Genomic DNA, 16857 nt, shown 5'->3' with positions numbered 1-16857 from the left:
GGTGCCCGAAGGGCATACCCTGCACCGCTTGGCCCGGTTGCACCAACGGCGCTTCGGTGGCGCGCCCGTCGCCGTGTCCAGCCCGCAGGGCCGCTTCGCCGATGCGGCGTCCGTGGTCGACGGTCAGGTGCTGCGCAAGTCCAACGCCTGGGGCAAGCACCTGTTCCACCACTACGCCGGGGGCCCGATCGTGCACGTGCATCTGGGTCTCTACGGCACCTTCACCGAATGGCACCGCGGCGACGACCTTCCCGAACCGGTCGGACAGGTGCGGATGCGGATGGTGGGCGCCGAGTTCGGAACCGACCTGCGCGGCCCGACGGTGTGCGAGGTGATCGACGAGGCTCAGGTCAATGACGTCGTCGCGAAGCTTGGTCCCGATCCGTTGCGCAGCGACGCCGACCCGGCATGGGCGTGGAACCGAATCACGAAGTCCCGCAGGCCTATTGGTGCGTTGCTGATGGACCAGGGCGTGATCGCCGGGGTGGGAAATGTGTACCGAAGTGAGCTGTTGTTCCGTCATCGCATCGATCCGTACCGACCCGGGCGAGGGGTCGGTGAAGCGGAGTTCGACGCCGCATGGACCGATCTGGTCGCGTTGATGAAAGTCGGATTGCGGGGCGGCAAGATCGTGGTGGTGCGCCCCGAACACGATCACGGCCCACCGTCGTATGCACCCGACCGGCCTCGCACGTATGTGTACCGGCGCGCCGGCGAGGCGTGCCGCGTGTGCGGCGGGCCGGTCAGCACGGCAGTCCTCGAGGGCCGCAACGTGTTCTGGTGCCCGAACTGCCAAAAGTGACGGGTTCGAATTATCAGGAAACCCGCCGCCGCCTCCCGGATGGCACCCCTGATTCACGTCCGTCGACAACTGCGCCCTGCCGGCATCTGTTCGGCAGGGCGCGGTTGTCTCGGGTGACTCAGCAGACGTCGACACCCAGCACGGTGTACACCGCGTTGGACAGGGCGAGGCTGCGTGGGTCCGCGTTGGCCTTGGTGGCATCGAAGCGGTTCGCCACATACGCGTAGCCGATGCCGTGCTCCAGGTCGACGAACCCGAACGAGCCGCCCAGCCCGCCGTGACCGAAGATGCGCGGGTTGGGCCCGTTGACGCACCGCTGGTTGAGCATGTAACCCAGGCCCCAGCCGTGGTCGGCGACGCGGGGGCCGAGCACCAGGTCGTTCTCCAGCCCGCCCTGCGATACCCGGATCAGGTCCATGTGTTCGCGGCTGAGCAGCTTCTCCTGGGCGAGCGCGTTGTAGAACGTGGCCAATCCCAGGGCCGACACCTGCCCGTTGGTGCCCGGGAATTCGAGCCGGCGCCACAGCTCGAGGTCGTAGGAGCTGACCTCGTCGTCGGGCGCGAAGCCCATGGCGACCGCCAGTCCCGCCTTGGGGTGGTCGCTGAGGGCGGTCGGGTCGCTGGGGATATGGGTGAGCAGGTCGCGCATATGCGGCTTGTTGACCCGCTCGGCGCAACGCCGTTGCTCGGCGTCGGACAGGCCGATGTGGACGTCGGCGCCCAGCGGCTCGGCGATCTCAGTGCGCAGGTACTGACCGATCGTGCGGCCGGTCGTGCGGCGGAAGACCTCACCGCAGATGAATCCGAAGGTCGTCATGTGGTAGCCCTGCGCGGTCCCTGGCTCCCACCACGGTTCGGCGGCGGCGATCTGTGCGCAGGCATAGTCCCAGTCGGTGACCTGCTGCCAGCTCATCGGCACCCGCGGTCCGATGACGCCGGATCGGTGGCTCATCACCATGGCCAGCGTGATGTCCTGCTTGCCGGCTTGGCCGAACTCGGGCCAATAGCGTGCGACCGGCGCGTGCAGGTCCAGTTCACCGCGGTCGATGAGCTGGTGCACACAGGTGGCCGACAAGCCCTTGGTGCCGGACAGCACCGTGGTCAGTGTGTCTTGCTCCCAGGGCCGCGTGCCGGCCGCGTCGGCCCAGCCGCCCCAGAGGTTCACGACGAGATCCCCGTCGACCCACACCGCGACGGCCGCGCCTTGCTCCAGACGCTCGGCAAAGTTGCGCTCGAACGCGTCGCGGACTCCCGCGAAGTCCGGCGTGCATGAGCCCTTAATGTCCACGTCCAGTTTCAGGTCGCTCATGGCGCCTTTCTGTGGAGCACTACTTACCCGGAGCGGGCGACGGGAATCGAACCCGCGTAGCTAGTTTGGAAGACTAGGGCTCTACCATTGAGCTACGCCCGCATGTATTAGTCGAGCGTGACTGTATCTGGCGGCGAACATCAAATCTAATCGACGCGGCCTTGTGACCGCTTCGTTAGGTCTGCGAGGCCGTTGGTGGGCCGACGCCGCCGCGCCGTAGGATCGCGAGGTCAGCGCGGGGTGTAGCGCAGCTTGGTAGCGCATCCGCTTTGGGAGCGGAAGGCCGCAGGTTCAAATCCTGTCACCCCGACCACGCGCCGCACCACCGAAAACAAAGAACGAGGAGCACATCCGTGAAGAGCAGCGTCGAGCAGTTGAGCCCCACCCGGGTGCGCATCAACGTGGAGGTGCCGTTCACCGAACTCGAGCCCGACTTCCAGCGCGCTTACAAGGAACTGGCCAGGCAGGTCCGGCTGCCCGGGTTCCGGCCCGGCAAGGTGCCGATGAAGTTGCTGGAGGCACGTTTCGGCCGCGAGGAGATGCTCGACCAGGTCGTCAACGAGGCGCTGCCCACCCGGTATGGACAGGCGGTCACCGAAACCGAGGTGCACCCGATCGGCCGGCCCGAAATCGAGGTGACCAAGAAGGAGTACGGCGAGGACCTCGCGTTCACCGCCGAGGTCGATGTCCGTCCCAAGATCACCCTCCCGGACCTCAGTGCGCTGAAGGTGTCGGTGGACCCGATCGCGGTCAGCGACGACGACGTCGACGCCGAGCTGCAGTCGCTGCGGGCCCGGTTCGGCACCCTGACCGGAGTGGACCGTCCGGCGGCCGACGGTGACTTCGTCTCGATCGACCTGTCGGCGACGATCGACGGCGAGGAGGTTCCGGGCGCCGCCGCGCAGGGCCTGTCGCATGAGGTTGGCTCCGGCCGGCTGATCGAAGGCCTCGATGACGCGATCGTCGGGCTGTCCGTCGAGGAGTCCAAGGAATTCACCGCCAAGCTGGCCACCGGCGAACACGCTGGCAAGGACGCGTTGGTGACCGTCACCGTCAAGACGATCAAGCAACGCGAACTGCCCGAGCCGGATGACGAATTCGCGCAATTGGCAAGCGAATTCGACACGATCGAGGAGTTGCGCAGCAACCTGCGCGATCAAGTGGCCAACCTCAAGCGCGCCGAGCAGGCGGGCAAGATCCAGGAAGCCGCGATGGATGCCCTGCTCGAACAGGTCGAGGTGCCACTGCCGGAAGGCATCGTCGCCGAGCAGTTCGACAGCGCCATGCACGGCGCCATCGACAGCGTCAACCATGACGAAGCCAAGTTCGTGGAGGTGCTTGCCGAGCAGGGCAAGACGCGCGAAGAGTTCGAGACCGAGACGCGCGCCGCGGTCGAGAAGGACGTCCAGCGCCAGCTGTTGTTCGACGCGCTGGCCGATGAATTGGAAGTCCAGGTCGGCCAGGATGACCTGACCGAGCGACTGGTGGCCACATCGCGGCAGTACGGCATCGAGCCGCAACAACTGTTCTCCTACCTTCAGGAAAACAACCAGCTGCCGGCCATGTTCGCCGATGTGCGGCGCGGTCTGGCGATCGCCGCGGTGGTGTCCAAGGCGACCGTCACCGACACCGACGGCAACACCATCGACACGAGTGAGTTCTTCCCGGACCGCACGAAGAACGACGCCGAAGCCGAGGACGCTACGGACGCTGACGACGCGGCCGAAGAGTCGAGCGAGGAATGATCCGACCGTGACGCTGTGAGCGAACGCGCCCGTTTCGGGGGTGCGTGGCCGCGAAACGGTGCGCTTGGTTGGTTAGTGTCGTCAGTACAGATCGCAAAGAAAGCAGGTAACCCAGTCGTGACTGATATGCGTTCGAATTCGGTGGGCCTCAACCTCACGGACTCGGTCTATGAGCGCTTGCTCTCCGAGCGCATCATCTTCCTGGGTTCGGAGGTGAACGACGAGGTCGCCAACCGGTTGTGCGCGCAGATTCTGCTGCTCGCCGCCGAGGATGGCGACAAGGACATCAACCTCTACATCAACTCCCCGGGCGGATCGATCAGCGCGGGCATGGCGATCTACGACACGATGGTGCTGGCGCCGTGCGATATCGCCACCTACGCGATGGGCATGGCCGCGTCGATGGGCGAGTTCCTGTTGGCGGCGGGGACCAAGGGCAAGCGCTACGCGCTGCCGCACGCCCGCATCCTGATGCACCAGCCGCTGGGTGGGGTGACCGGTAGCGCGGCCGACATCGCCATCCAGGCCGAGCAGTTCCACGTCATCAAGAAGGAGATGTTCCGGCTGAACGCGGAGTTCACCGGTCAGTCGATCGAGCGCATCGAGGCCGACTCCGACCGCGACCGGTGGTTCACCGCGCAGGAGGCCCTGGAATACGGCTTCGTCGACCACATCATCACCCGCGCCGCCCACATCACCAATGGAGAAGCCCGATGAGTTTCCAGAACCCCGAAACCCAGCCCCAGGCGCGCTACATCCTGCCGTCGTTCATCGAGCACTCGAGCTTCGGCGTCAAGGAATCCAACCCCTACAACAAGCTGTTCGAGGAACGCATCATCTTCCTCGGCGTGCAGGTCGACGACGCCTCGGCGAACGACATCATGGCGCAGTTGCTGGTGTTGGAGTCGCTGGACCCCGACCGCGACATCACCATGTACATCAATTCGCCCGGTGGCGGATTCACCTCGCTGATGGCGATTTACGACACCATGCAGTACGTGCGCGCCGACATTCAGACGGTGTGCCTGGGTCAGGCCGCCTCGGCCGCGGCGGTGCTGCTGGCCGCCGGCACGCCGGGCAAGCGGATGGCGCTGCCCAACGCGCGGGTGCTTATCCACCAGCCCTCGCTGCAGGGTGTGATCCAGGGGCAGTTCTCCGACCTGGAGATCCAGGCCGCCGAGATCGAGCGGATGCGCACGCTGATGGAGACCACGCTGGCCCGGCACACCAACAAGGAGCCCTCGGTCATCCGCAAGGACACCGACCGGGACAAGATCCTGACCGCCGAAGAGGCCAAGGATTACGGGATCATCGACACCGTTCTCGAGTACCGGAAGCTGTCCGCTCAAACGGCATGAGTTTCCGCCCAGCGTGCACTCACTGCGAATCTCGGCTTGATTTCTCGCGCTGAGCGCACACTCGGCGAACATCGGCAATGTCCTTCGGCCCGACCTGGCAGCATCCGCCGACGATGCGCGCGCCGGCGGCGATCCACTGCCGGGCGAGCTCGGCGGAGAACCGCGACGTTCCGGTCCAACTGTGACCGTCCCATTGTTGGCCGCTGTTCGGGTAGACGATCACGGGCTTGCCGACGGCCGATGCGAGCTCGATGGCTGCCAGCACGTCGTCGGGTGCGCAGCAATTGACACCGACCGCGACGATCTCGTCGACCCCGGCAGCCACCGCGAACGCCTCGGCGAGCGGTTGACCCGCACGCGTCGCCGTCCCGTCGATGGTGTAGCTGAGCCAGGCCGGCACGCCGACCGTACGCACCAAGTCCACTAGCGCCTCGGCCTCGTCGGCGTCCGGCACGGTTTCGCACGCCAGCACGTCGGCGCCCGCAGCGGCCAGGGCCTCCAGTCGCGGCCGATGCCAGCGCCTCAGTGCCGCAACCGAGAGGCCGTAGCGGCCGCGGTATTCGGATCCGTCGGCCAGCATCGCGCCATAGGGCCCGACCGAAGCGGCGACGAGAAGGCCGGCGGCGCCGGTCGCTTCGCGCGCCACCCGGGCGAGTTCGACACTGCGGCGCAACAATTCGGCGGAGCGGTCGCGGTCAAACCCGCGAGCCGCAAAGCCCTCGAACGACGCCTGATAGCTGGCGGTCGTCGCGATCGCGGCGCCGGCCCGAAAGTAAGCGGCATGCACCGCGACGATTTCCTCCGGGGCATCGGCCAGCAGCCGCGCCGACCACAGCGGGTCCGACAGGTCGTGACCGCGTGCTTCCAGCTCGGTGGCCAGGCCGCCATCGCTGATCAGGACCGATTCGTCCGCCCTGAAAATTCCCCCAGCCAATCCCACCTGGCCACTGTATGGTGGTGGCCTGGCAACCAGCCCGTTTGGTGTTAGCAGCCTCGGTGGGGTAACGACCGCGACACGCCAAAGACACGGAAAGCGCGTCTGCGGCAGTGACGGGGGTTGTCGGGCTATATGTTTTCGGACAGGCATGAATACCACCGACGCGATTCGGCGCTAATGGTCGCGGCGGGCCCGATCCAACGGGTAGCGTCGGGGGAATACATGCGGCACGTTAAAAGACGTACGGCAACAGGAAGTAGGCACTGAGGCACCATGGCGCGCATCGGAGACGGCGGTGATCTGCTGAAGTGCTCGTTCTGCGGAAAGAGTCAGAAGCAGGTCAAGAAACTCATTGCGGGCCCCGGGGTCTATATCTGCGATGAGTGCATTGATCTTTGTAACGAGATCATCGAAGAGGAGCTGGCTGACGCCGACGACGTCAAGCTCGACGAGCTCCCCAAGCCCGCTGAGATCCGGGAGTTCCTCGAGGGCTACGTGATCGGGCAGGACACCGCCAAGCGCACCCTGGCCGTCGCGGTCTACAACCACTACAAGCGAATTCAGGCCGGCGAAAAGGGTCGTGACTCCCGGTGCGAGCCGGTCGAGCTGACCAAGTCCAACATCTTGATGCTCGGCCCCACCGGTTGCGGCAAGACTTACCTGGCCCAAACCCTGGCCAAGATGCTCAACGTGCCGTTCGCCATCGCCGACGCCACCGCGCTGACCGAAGCCGGTTACGTCGGTGAGGACGTCGAGAACATTCTGCTCAAGCTGATCCAGGCCGCCGACTACGACGTCAAGCGCGCCGAGACCGGCATCATCTACATCGACGAGGTCGACAAGATCGCCCGCAAGAGTGAGAACCCGTCGATCACCCGCGATGTCTCCGGCGAGGGCGTCCAGCAGGCCCTGCTGAAAATCCTGGAGGGCACGCAGGCGTCGGTTCCCCCGCAGGGCGGCCGCAAGCACCCGCACCAGGAGTTCATCCAGATCGACACCACCAACGTGCTGTTCATCGTCGCGGGTGCGTTCGCCGGTCTGGAGAAGATCATCTACGAGCGCGTCGGCAAGCGCGGCCTGGGCTTCGGCGCCGAGGTTCGTTCGAAGGCCGAGATCGACACCACGGACCACTTCGCCGAAGTGATGCCCGAGGACCTGATCAAGTTCGGTCTGATCCCCGAGTTCATCGGCCGGCTCCCGGTCGTCGCCTCGGTCACCAACCTCGACATGGAGTCGCTGGTCAAGATCCTCTCCGAGCCGAAGAACGCGTTGGTCAAGCAATACACCCGCTTGTTCGAGATGGACGGTGTCGAGCTGGAGTTCAGCGACGACGCGCTCGAGGCGATCGCCGACCAGGCGATTCACCGCGGCACCGGTGCCCGCGGTTTGCGCGCCATCATGGAAGAGGTGCTGCTGCCGGTGATGTACGACATCCCGAGCCGCGACGACGTCGCCAAGGTGGTCGTCACCAAGGAGACCGTGCAGGACAACGTCTTGCCGACGATCGTGCCGCGCAAGCCGTCGCGCACCGAGCGCCGCGACAAGAGCGCCTAACTAGGACTCGGGCACGCCCGTACCGTCCAGCGACGCAGTTCCGCGCCGACTGGCCCGTTCGCTGGATCTGCTTAATTTCCTGCTGGCCGACGTGCGCGACGGGCTGGGGCCCTATCTCTCGATCTACCTGCTGCTGACCCACCACTGGGACCAGGAGTCGATCGGCTTCGTCATGGCCATCGGCGGTGTCGGCGGCATTCTTGCGCAGGCGCCGGTAGGTGCGCTGGTCGACAACACCACCGCCAAGCGAGCCCTGATCATTGCCGGTGCCTCGACCGTCACCGTCGCGTCGCTGGCGATGCCGATCTTTCCCGGCTTTTACTCAATATCGGCGCTGCAGGTCCTGACCGGAATCGCCGGCTCGGTATTCGCGCCGGCATTGGCCGCGATCACCCTGGGCATCGTCGGGCAGGGACGGTTTTCGCGCCGAATCGGCCGCAACGAGTCGTTCAACCACGCCGGAAACGCCACGGCCGCAGCCATTACCGGGGGGCTGGCCTACTTCTTCGGACCGGCGGTGGTGTTCTGGGTGCTTGCCGCGATGGCTGCGGCCAGCATCGGCGCGACCCTGGGCATCCCGCGCGATGCCATCGACCATGACGTCGCCCGGGGCATGGATCACGTGCCCGGTGCGGAGCACAACAAGCCGTCACGCCCGAGCGTGCTGTGGCACAACCGCAGGCTGATGATCTTCGCCGCCTCGGTCGTCGCCTTCCATTTTGCGAACGCCGCGATGCTGCCGCTGGTCGGCCAGTTGCTCGCGCTGCACAACAAACAAGTCGGGACCGCGCTGATGGCTCTCTGCATCGTCGCGGCGCAAGTGGTGATGGTGCCGGTTGCCTATCTGGCCGGCGCCAAGGCCGACTCCTGGGGACGAAAGCCGCTCTTTTTGTTCGGATTCGCGATTCTGACCGCTCGCGGCTTTCTCTACCCGCTGTCGGGCAATTCGTATTGGTTGGTCGGTGTACAGCTACTGGACGGGGTGGGTGCCGGCATTTTCGGGGCGCTGTTTCCTCTCGTCGTGCAAGACGTGACTCATGGAACGGGCCGATTCAACCTCAGCCTGGGAGCGATCACAGCGGCGACGGGATTGGGTGCCGCGGTGTCGAATTACGCCGCGGGCGCCATCGTGGTCGCGGCCGGCTACAACGTCGCCTTCTTGGCTCTGGGCGGCCTCGCCGGTGCGGGTTTCGTGCTGTATTTGCTCGCGATGCCCGAGACGGCGGTGCGTGCACTACGTGCTGGGTAACGATTGATTACGGCGGACAAACGCATTGGCAACGACGTGACCAAGACCACAGTTTTGTGTCGTACTCGTCGGTAGCCCTTGCTGACTACGTGTTTTGCTTAAGATATTGGTAAGTACGCGTAGCCGAGGACGTCCTTGTGACACGAAAACCAGTGCAATAATTGGTACTACGAGTCTCATACAACCGTAAGTGCGTGGGACTCGCTTTGACGGCGCGTAACCTGAAACTTCGGCAGTGTGCCTGTCCGGTTAACAAATGGAAGGCGGAGACGTGGATTTGAACGGCAGTGGAGCCGGATCAGATTCTCATGGCGGGTCCGCGGACCGTCAACGCCTGGAACAGGTCGTCATCCGATTCGCCGGCGATTCCGGCGACGGTATGCAGCTGACCGGTGACCGGTTCACCTCGGAGGCCGCGCTGTTCGGCAACGACCTCGCGACCCAGCCGAACTATCCCGCCGAGATCCGCGCCCCCGCAGGCACATTGCCCGGGGTCTCGTCATTCCAGATTCAAATCGCCGACTACGACATCCTGACCGCCGGCGACCGGCCCGACGTGCTAGTTGCGATGAACCCGGCCGCGCTGAAGGCCAACATCGGTGACCTGCCGCGCGGCGGAATGGTGATCGCGAACTCCGACGAATTCACCAAGCGAAACCTGACCAAGGTCGGTTACGTAGCAAACCCGCTGGAGACCGACGAGCTGTCCGACTACGTGGTGCACTCCGTCGCGATGACCACGCTGACGCTCGGCGCCGTCGAGGCGATCGGCGCGTCCAAGAAAGACGGACAGCGCGCCAAGAACATGTTCGCGCTTGGACTGTTGTCGTGGATGTACGGGCGGCCGATCCAGACCAGCGAGAACTTCATCAGGGAGAAGTTCGTCCGCAAGCCCGACGTCGCAGAGGCCAATGTGCTCGCGCTGAAGGCGGGCTGGAACTACGGCGAGACCACCGAGGCCTTCGGCACCACGTATGAGGTGTCCCGGGCGACCCTGCCGACCGGCGAATACCGTCAGATCTCCGGCAACACCGCGCTGGCTTACGGCATCGTGGCGGCCGGCCAGTTGTCCGGCATTCAGGTCGTGCTCGGCAGCTACCCGATCACTCCGGCGTCGGACATCCTGCACGAGCTGTCCAGGCACAAGAACTTCAATGTGATCACCTTCCAGGCCGAGGACGAAATCGGCGGCATCTGCGCCGCGATCGGCGCCTCGTACGGCGGCGCGCTGGGTGTGACCAGCACCTCCGGGCCGGGTATCTCGCTGAAGTCCGAGGCGGTCGGCCTGGCCGTGATGACCGAACTGCCGCTGCTGGTCATCGACGTGCAGCGAGGCGGACCGTCGACCGGCCTGCCCACCAAGACCGAGCAGGCCGACCTGCTGCAAGCGCTCTATGGCCGCAACGGCGAGTCACCGGTGGCGGTGCTGGCGCCGCGGTCGCCGTCCGACTGCTTCGAGACCGCCCTGGAGGCGGTGCGCATCGCGGTGTCGTACCACACGCCGGTGATCCTGTTGTCCGACGGCGCGATCGCCAACGGCTCGGAGCCGTGGAAGATCCCCGACGTCTCGACGCTGAAGCCCATCACGCACACCTTCGCCAAGCCCGACGAGCCCTTCCAGCCCTACGCGCGGGACCCGGAGACGCTGGCCCGCCAGTTCGCCGTTCCGGGCACGCCGGGTCTGGAGCACCGGATCGGCGGCCTGGAGGCCGCAAACGGTTCGGGCGCTATCTCTTACGAGCCGGTCAACCACGATTTGATGGTTCGGCTGCGCCAGGCCAAGATCGACGGGATCTCGGTGCCTGACCTGGAAGTCGACGACCCGACCGGGGATGCCGAGCTGTTGCTGATCGGCTGGGGCAGCTCGTACGGCCCGATCGGCGAAGCCTGCCGGCGCGCGCGGCGCAAGGGCATCAAGGTCGCCCACGCCCACCTGCGCTATCTCAACCCGTTCCCCGCCAACCTCGGCGACGTGCTGCGTCGGTACCCGAGGGTGGTGGCACCGGAGATGAACTTGGGTCAGCTGGCGATGCTGCTGCGCGCCAAGTACCTGGTCGACGTGCAGTCGGTCACCAAGGTGCAAGGCGTCGCCTTCCTCGCCGACGAGGTCGGGCGGCTCATCCGCGCGGCCCTGGCCGGGACCCTGGCCGAGATCGAGCAAGACAAAGCGATGGTCGCCAGAATGGCGGCAGCAACGGTTGGAGCTAACGCATGACGAGCGGGATCGCTGGCGACCTGGCGGGCACGGACCTCGGCTTGACTCCGAGGTTGAAGAAGAACGATGGTGTGCCCACCACCGATCAGCCGCAGAAGGGCAAGGATTTCACTAGTGACCAGGAGGTCCGCTGGTGCCCGGGCTGTGGTGACTACGTCATCCTCAACACGATCCGCAACTTTCTGCCGGACCTCGGCCTGCGCCGCGAGAACATTGTGTTCATCAGCGGTATCGGCTGCTCCAGCCGCTTCCCCTATTACCTCGAGACCTACGGGTTCCACTCGATCCACGGCCGCGCGCCGGCGATCGCGACCGGCCTGGCACTTTCTCGCGAGGACCTGTCGGTCTGGGTCGTCACCGGCGACGGCGACGCGCTGTCGATCGGCGGCAACCACCTGATCCACGCGCTGCGTCGCAACGTCAACATCACGATCCTGCTGTTCAACAACCGGATCTACGGGTTGACCAAGGGCCAGTACTCGCCGACGTCCGAGGTCGGCAAGATCACCAAGTCGACGCCGATGGGTTCCCTGGATCACCCGTTCAACCCGGTGTCGTTGGCACTGGGCGCCGAGGCGACCTTCGTCGGTCGGGCGCTGGACTCCGACCGCGCCGGGCTGACCGAGGTGTTGCGCGGTGCCGCCGAGCACCGCGGGGCCGCGGTGGTCGAGATCCTGCAGGACTGCCCGATCTTCAACGACGGCTCGTTCGACGCGCTGCGTAAAGAGGGAGCCGAGGACCGCGTGATCAACGTGCGTCACGGTGACCCAATTGTGTTCGGCGCCAACGGCGAATACTGCGTGGTGAAGTCGGGCTTCAGCCTCGAGGCCGCCAAGACCGCCGACGTGGCCGTCGAGGAGATCGTCAAGCACGATGCGCACACCGACGACCCGGCCTACGCGTTCGCGCTGTCGCGGCTGTCGGACCAGAACCTCGATCACACCGTGCTGGGCATCTTCCGGGATGTCTCGCGGCCCACCTACGACGACGCGGCCCGCGCTCAGGTCACCGCGGCCCGGGCCGCCACTGCGTACGACTCGGCCGCGCTGCAGTCTCTCCTGCGCGGGCGTGACACCTGGACCGTCGACTAAGGGCAGCGCTCGTGTCCGATGCAGTGTCCTTGGCCGCAGTAGTACTCGCCGGGGGCGAATCGCGGCGCATGGGCCGCGACAAGGCCACCCTGCCGGGCCCCGGCGGAGCCGCGACGATGGCCGAGTATGTCGTCGGTGTCGTGGCGCAGCGCTGCGAGCCGGTATTCGTCGTCGCCGCCCCGGGCCAACCGCTGCCCACGCTAGCGACGGCGCATGTCATCCGTGACGAGATCCAGGGACTGGGGCCACTGCCGGCAACCGGGCGAGGACTGCGCGCTGCCGCGGAGGCGGGTGCCCAATTCGCCTTCGTCTGCGCGGTCGACATGCCGCTGCTGACACCGGAATTGATCGACGAGCTGATGGCGCTCGCCACCAAGACCGACGCCGAAGTGGTCGTGCCCTGGGACGGCCGCAGCCACTTCCTGGCTGCGGTGTACCGCACCGCTCTTGCCGACCGCATCGATGCACTGGTGGCCGCCGGCGAGCGCAGGATGAGCGCGCTGATCGACGCCTCAGACGCCCAGCAGATCGTGCTGCCGGATTCGCGCGCGTTGACCAACGTCAACACCGACGCCGAGCTCCGCGCCCTGGTGCTCCCCGGCGCCTGACGCGCCTCGGCGAGTTTTCGCCATTCTTGAGATTAGTTATTCGGTTTCATCTCAATTATCGCGATAAAAGCATCGCTTTAATGCTCGACCAGTTAACCGTTTATTCATCCTCGTCTGTGATTCGAATGTAGTAAATATCCGGGTATTCGGCGCGTCGTTTCCGCATGTGCCGTAATCGGAGCCTGCCATGGGCAGTGGGTCACGTTGTGCCACAGCATGTTTCGAGTGCTGCTCGGCGTGCTGGCGGGACGGGTCGTCACCGGCGCGGTCGTGCGGGCAGTTGAAGAAGCGCGGTGGATTTCTCCAGCAAATTGCTTTGTGCAAATCAGTCGGCGCGCGGCACACGGTCTCGTCCTTGGCGCCAGGGACCGACGTGTCGGAGGGGCGCCGCAGCTCCTCCAGGCCGGAGTTCTCATTAAAGTCGTTGAAGCACTGCGTAACTCGGCTGAAACGTTTGTCGAGACGTGTTTACGCGATGCTGACGCCTGCCGCTGGGGCGCCCCGCGCTTGCGTCGACGAACGACGTTGTGGAAGAGCATGTTTCAGCCGCTAGCAGCGTATTTTTTCGGATGATGCGACTCGAGCTGAACCGATCAAGATCAATGATAGTGCGCCTGCCGATCGACCTCGATCGCGTCCGCCAGCGAGCGAACCGGCCGGTAGCTCGACCGTCCGGCAAACAGGTGGCCCAGCTCACAAAATGGGCGTGATTCGAGTCACGAAAACGCCATGATCTTGACCTGGGAGTTTGCGAAGAAAAGGCGTCGCTGACCTGCAGAAATTATTCTCTACTCACGTCGTGATCTGCTCGTTATTGTTCCGAGATATCGGCGTGTCGGATATGACGAACGCTCCGCCGTCCCATACGGTGCCTTTTAGCCCGAAAGGGGTTAAACAAAATTTAATCCACATACCCGTGTGTGAGCGAGGTTGCGGACGGCGATCGCCGTCCGACAGCCAGCGGCTTTGTGCCTGCTGGGCAAACCCTGCCCTCGCTGTCGTGCCGGAACGAGACGGCACGGTCCAGAGCACCTATTTCCACTTCACGAACCACCTAAACCCATCCGTGGGTTTGCTTTGGCGCGCGCGCTCGCGAAAGGAACGCTTTGAAAAACGTCCGTAAGACGCTCATCCTCGCTGCTATCACAGGTTCGCTGGTGACGCTTCCGTCCGCCACCGCGAGCGCGGATGTGCCCCCGCCGCCGGCTCCCGACGCCCCCGCTCCCGGCGCGCCCGCGCCGGCGGGCTTCGACGTTCCGCCGCCTCCGGCACCGGACGCCCCGCCGCCTGCGCCGGTGGGCTTTGACCCGAACGTCCCGCCGCCGCCGGCGCCGGACGCTCCGCCGCCGCCCGCCCCGGTCGGCTTTGACGCCCCGCCGCCACCGGCACCGGAAGCCCCGGCGCCGATCAAGGCGTACAGCGTGAACTGGGATGCCATCGCGCAGTGCGAGTCGGGTGGCAACTGGGGCATCAGTACCGGCAATGGCTTCTCCGGTGGCCTGCAGTTCACCCCGAGCACCTGGCGCGCCAACGGCGGGTCGGGTTCCCCGTCCGGCGCAAGCCGCGAGGAGCAGATCCGGGTGGCCGAGAACGTGCTGCACTCGCAGGGGATCGGCGCGTGGCCGGTCTGCGGCCGTCGCGGCTGACCTCACAGATCACAGAAAATGCCGGGCCTTTGTGCCCGGCATTTTCTGTTGGGCAAGCTGCGGTACGCGCGGCTGCGGAGCAGCCGATGTCGATCCGGTACCGTCGCGACGATGACCGCATCGGGGCGTGAATTCGACATCGTGCTGTACGGGGCGACCGGCTTCGTCGGCAAGCTCACCGCCGAATACCTGGCACGCGCCGGAGCCGGTGCGCGGATCGCCTTGGCCGGCAGGTCGGCAGATCGCGTGCGCGCCGTCCGCGACAGCCTCGGGGAGTCCGCGCAGTCCTGGCCGGTGCTGAGCGCCGATGCGGCGTCGCCCTCGACCCTGGAAGAGATGGCCGCTCGCACCCAAGTCGTCGTCACCACGGTCGGGCCGTACGCCCGCTATGGCATGCCGTTGGTGGCTGCGTGCGCCGCGGCGGGTACCGACTACGCGGACCTGACCGGTGAGGCGATGTTCATCCGCGAGGCCATCGATCTGTATCACAAGCAGGCTGCCGACAACGGCGCCCGGATCGTGCACTGCTGCGGATTCGATTCTGTCCCTTCGGACCTGACGGTGTACGCCCTGTATCGGGCGGCCCAAGACGACGGCTCCGGCGAGCTCGGGGATACCAACTTCGTGATGCGCGCATTGATGGGTGGGTTCTCCGGCGGGACGGTCGCGTCGCTCATGGGCGTGCTGCGAGCCGCGTCCAGCGACGCGAATGTCCGCAGCCTGCTTGTCGACCCGTACACGCTCAGCACTGATCGCGGCGCCGAACCCGAACTCGGGCGGCAGCCCGATCTGCCCTGGCGGCGGGGTCGCTACATCGCGCCGGAGCTGACCGGAGTATGGACAGCCGGTTTTTTCATGTCGTCCATCAACACCCGAATCGTGCGCCGCAGCAACGCATTACTGGGTTGGGCGTACGGCCGGCGCTTTCGCTACACCGAACACATGAGCCTGGGCTCGTCGCCGCTGGCACCGGTGGCGTCGGCGATCATGGCCGGGATCGGCAACGCGACGTTTGGACTGGGCAGTCGCTACTTGCGGCTGCTGCCGGAAGCGCTGGTGGACCGCATCACACCCAAACCCGGCACCGGTCCGAGCGAAAAAACGCGTGACCGCGGCTACTACCGGCTCGAGACCTACACCACTACAACCAGTGGTGCGCGGTATGTGGCGCGGATGGAGCAGCAGGGGGACCCCGGCTATAAGGCGACGGCGGTGTTGCTGGGGGAGTGTGGCCTGGCCCTCGCACTGGACCGGGACAAGCTCACGGACTTGCGCGGTGTGCTCACTCCGGCGGCTGCGATGGGCGACGTTTTGCTGGCCCGGCTGCCCGCCGCCGGCGTGTCGCTGCGGACCGAGCGGTTGGATTAAACCCGCTGCCACAACGGCTTTCGATCGGCACCGCATCGGACTAGTGTCCTAGGCGACCTGCCTGAACATCCGTGCAAGAGATGGTTCGTCGCGACAGACCACGCCGCACGAAGGAGCCAAGCGTCACAGCACGTCTGGGGCGATCTCCGAAGATTTCAGATGGTTTCGATTCCGTCGAGGGAGGTATGCCAGCTGCGACCGATTTTCAGTGGGCGCCCACTCACCGGGCACCGGCAGACGCGTCCGGCGTCATCACGCCGGACTAGATGATGAGAGGGAAAAGCCATGTCAGACACGCTAACTGAAGGACAACAGCTGCAGCGGGGGCAATCGCTCGCCTCCAAGAACGGGGCCTACACACTGACGCTGCAAGACGACGGCAACCTCGTGCTGGCCGCGCGTGGGGAAGCGCTGTGGGCGACGGCGACCAACGGCCAAGACGTGCAGCGCGCCGAGGTGCAGCCCGACGGCAATTTCGTCCTGTACACATCGGACAAGCCGGTATGGCACACCGACACCAAAGGCAAGAAGGACGTCCGGCTGGTGCTTCAGGACGACTGCAACCTTGTGCTCTACGCCGCGGACGGACCGGCGTGGTCCACCCACACCGAGACCGACGGTCCGCCACCTCCGGCGCCGGCCGCCGAACCCGCGGATGTGACGACCGACACGTCCGAGCCCGTCGCCGAGCCCGCCCCGGAACCGATGTCCGGTCCCGTCGGCGGCATTCCGGAGCCCGCGGGCGAGGCGCCCCCCGAGCCCGCGCCGCGCACCTACACCGTCGTATCCGGCGACACGCTGTGGGCGATCGCGGAGCGGATTTACGGTGACGGCAGCAAGTATCAGGTGATCGCGGACGCCAGCGGTGTCTCCGATCCAGACCTGATCCACCCCGGCCAGGTGCTCACGATTCCCTGATTGGGGCGGTGGCACCGAGAGTGACCGAGCACACCCGTGTTCGGGCGCTTACACGCG

Annotated in this window: 14 protein-coding genes and 2 tRNA genes; 13 read left to right on the top strand and 3 right to left on the bottom strand. The window is 65.7% G+C overall.

Translation table 11 applies throughout. The annotated features are described in order from the left end of the window. Position 1: 1 nt before the first annotated feature. The gene (locus AAHS21_RS13730) at positions 2–802 is read left to right on the top strand and encodes a DNA-formamidopyrimidine glycosylase family protein (protein ID WP_342928196.1); all 801 of its coding nucleotides are present in this window, start codon (positions 2–4) and stop codon (positions 800–802) included. Positions 803–920: 118 nt separating this feature from the next. Here the strand turns inward: AAHS21_RS13730 and AAHS21_RS13725 are convergent, their stop codons facing one another. Together AAHS21_RS13725 and AAHS21_RS13720 are read right to left on the bottom strand one after the other, a co-directional pair. After that, positions 921–2111, bottom strand: coding sequence for a serine hydrolase domain-containing protein (locus tag AAHS21_RS13725; RefSeq protein ID WP_342928195.1), 1191 nt, complete (start codon positions 2109–2111; stop codon positions 921–923). 31 nt (positions 2112–2142) lie between these two features. Beyond that, positions 2143–2213, bottom strand: a tRNA-Gly gene (locus AAHS21_RS13720). A 134-nt stretch (positions 2214–2347) separates the two neighbouring features. On the opposite strand from AAHS21_RS13720, the gene AAHS21_RS13715 reads away from it, so the two are divergent. The 4 genes from AAHS21_RS13715 (at position 2348) to clpP2 (ending at position 5214) form a co-directional block, all read left to right on the top strand. Further along, a tRNA-Pro gene (locus AAHS21_RS13715) sits at positions 2348–2424 on the top strand. A gap of 40 nt (positions 2425–2464) precedes the next feature. Further along, on the top strand, positions 2465–3856 hold the full coding sequence (gene tig, locus AAHS21_RS13710; protein ID WP_342928194.1) for a trigger factor: 1392 nt from the start codon (positions 2465–2467) through the stop codon (positions 3854–3856). 126 nt (positions 3857–3982) lie between these two features. Next, positions 3983–4573, top strand: a complete 591-nt coding sequence (locus AAHS21_RS13705) for an ATP-dependent Clp protease proteolytic subunit (RefSeq protein WP_096441443.1) — start codon at positions 3983–3985, stop codon at positions 4571–4573. Further along, complete coding sequence (gene clpP2 / locus AAHS21_RS13700) at positions 4570–5214, top strand: ATP-dependent CLP protease proteolytic subunit ClpP2 (RefSeq protein ID WP_096289341.1); 645 nt, start codon at positions 4570–4572, stop codon at positions 5212–5214. Before AAHS21_RS13705 ends, clpP2 begins: the two co-directional genes overlap by 4 nt. A gap of 19 nt (positions 5215–5233) precedes the next feature. On the opposite strand, the gene mmuM is transcribed toward clpP2, so the two are convergent. Further along, on the bottom strand, positions 5234–6136 hold the full coding sequence (gene mmuM / locus AAHS21_RS13695) for a homocysteine S-methyltransferase (RefSeq protein WP_342928233.1): 903 nt from the start codon (positions 6134–6136) through the stop codon (positions 5234–5236). Between the two features lie 288 nt (positions 6137–6424). Between mmuM and clpX the strand changes: the two genes are divergently transcribed. The 8 genes from clpX to AAHS21_RS13655 all read left to right on the top strand — a co-directional run bounded on the left by clpX (position 6425) and on the right by AAHS21_RS13655 (position 16800). Next, the gene (clpX, locus tag AAHS21_RS13690) at positions 6425–7705 is read left to right on the top strand and encodes an ATP-dependent Clp protease ATP-binding subunit ClpX (RefSeq protein ID WP_036470433.1); all 1281 of its coding nucleotides are present in this window, start codon (positions 6425–6427) and stop codon (positions 7703–7705) included. 49 nt (positions 7706–7754) lie between these two features. Then, a complete protein-coding gene (locus AAHS21_RS13685; protein ID WP_342928232.1) occupies positions 7755–8954 on the top strand; it encodes an MFS transporter in 1200 nt (399 codons plus the stop codon). Positions 8955–9225: 271 nt separating this feature from the next. Further along, positions 9226–11169: a 2-oxoacid:acceptor oxidoreductase subunit alpha gene (locus tag AAHS21_RS13680; RefSeq protein WP_342928193.1), complete on the top strand. Its 1944-nt coding sequence runs from the start codon at positions 9226–9228 to the stop codon at positions 11167–11169. Continuing rightward, on the top strand, positions 11166–12260 hold the full coding sequence (locus AAHS21_RS13675; protein ID WP_342928192.1) for a 2-oxoacid:ferredoxin oxidoreductase subunit beta: 1095 nt from the start codon (positions 11166–11168) through the stop codon (positions 12258–12260). The genes AAHS21_RS13680 and AAHS21_RS13675 overlap by 4 nt, the downstream gene beginning before the upstream one ends. Before the next feature lie 11 nt (positions 12261–12271). Next, positions 12272–12868 carry a molybdenum cofactor guanylyltransferase gene (mobA, locus tag AAHS21_RS13670; RefSeq protein ID WP_342928191.1) on the top strand — a complete coding sequence of 199 codons (597 nt, stop codon included), beginning with the start codon at positions 12272–12274 and terminating at the stop codon, positions 12866–12868. A 1106-nt stretch (positions 12869–13974) separates the two neighbouring features. After that, positions 13975–14514, top strand: coding sequence for a transglycosylase family protein (locus AAHS21_RS13665; protein WP_342928190.1), 540 nt, complete (start codon positions 13975–13977; stop codon positions 14512–14514). A 111-nt stretch (positions 14515–14625) separates the two neighbouring features. Further along, positions 14626–15882 (top strand): trans-acting enoyl reductase family protein, encoded by a 1257-nt coding sequence (locus AAHS21_RS13660; protein WP_342928189.1) that lies wholly within the window; start codon positions 14626–14628, stop codon positions 15880–15882. A 285-nt stretch (positions 15883–16167) separates the two neighbouring features. Then, positions 16168–16800, top strand: a complete 633-nt coding sequence (locus tag AAHS21_RS13655; protein ID WP_342928188.1) for a LysM peptidoglycan-binding domain-containing protein — start codon at positions 16168–16170, stop codon at positions 16798–16800. Positions 16801–16857: the final 57 nt, after the last annotated feature.

Origin of the sequence: Mycobacterium sp. 050272 (assembly GCF_039023525.1) — a bacterium.
Taxonomy (GTDB): Bacteria; Actinomycetota; Actinomycetes; order Mycobacteriales; family Mycobacteriaceae; genus Mycobacterium.
Note: the sequence above shows the minus strand (reverse complement) of the source record. Positions and strands in the feature narration are given on the sequence as shown.

Excerpts from the sequence above, each read along its gene's own strand:
- AAHS21_RS13725 (WP_342928195.1), bottom strand. The coding sequence starts at position 2,111 with ATGAGCGACCTGAAACTGGACGTGGACATTAAGGGCTCATGCACGCCG.
- AAHS21_RS13705 (WP_096441443.1), top strand. The coding sequence starts at position 3,983 with ATGCGTTCGAATTCGGTGGGCCTCAACCTCACGGACTCGGTCTATGAG.
- clpP2 (WP_096289341.1), top strand. The coding sequence starts at position 4,570 with ATGAGTTTCCAGAACCCCGAAACCCAGCCCCAGGCGCGCTACATCCTG.
- clpX (WP_036470433.1), top strand. The coding sequence starts at position 6,425 with ATGGCGCGCATCGGAGACGGCGGTGATCTGCTGAAGTGCTCGTTCTGC.
- AAHS21_RS13675 (WP_342928192.1), top strand. The coding sequence starts at position 11,166 with ATGACGAGCGGGATCGCTGGCGACCTGGCGGGCACGGACCTCGGCTTG.
- AAHS21_RS13660 (WP_342928189.1), top strand. The coding sequence starts at position 14,626 with ATGACCGCATCGGGGCGTGAATTCGACATCGTGCTGTACGGGGCGACC.
- AAHS21_RS13655 (WP_342928188.1), top strand. The coding sequence starts at position 16,168 with ATGTCAGACACGCTAACTGAAGGACAACAGCTGCAGCGGGGGCAATCG.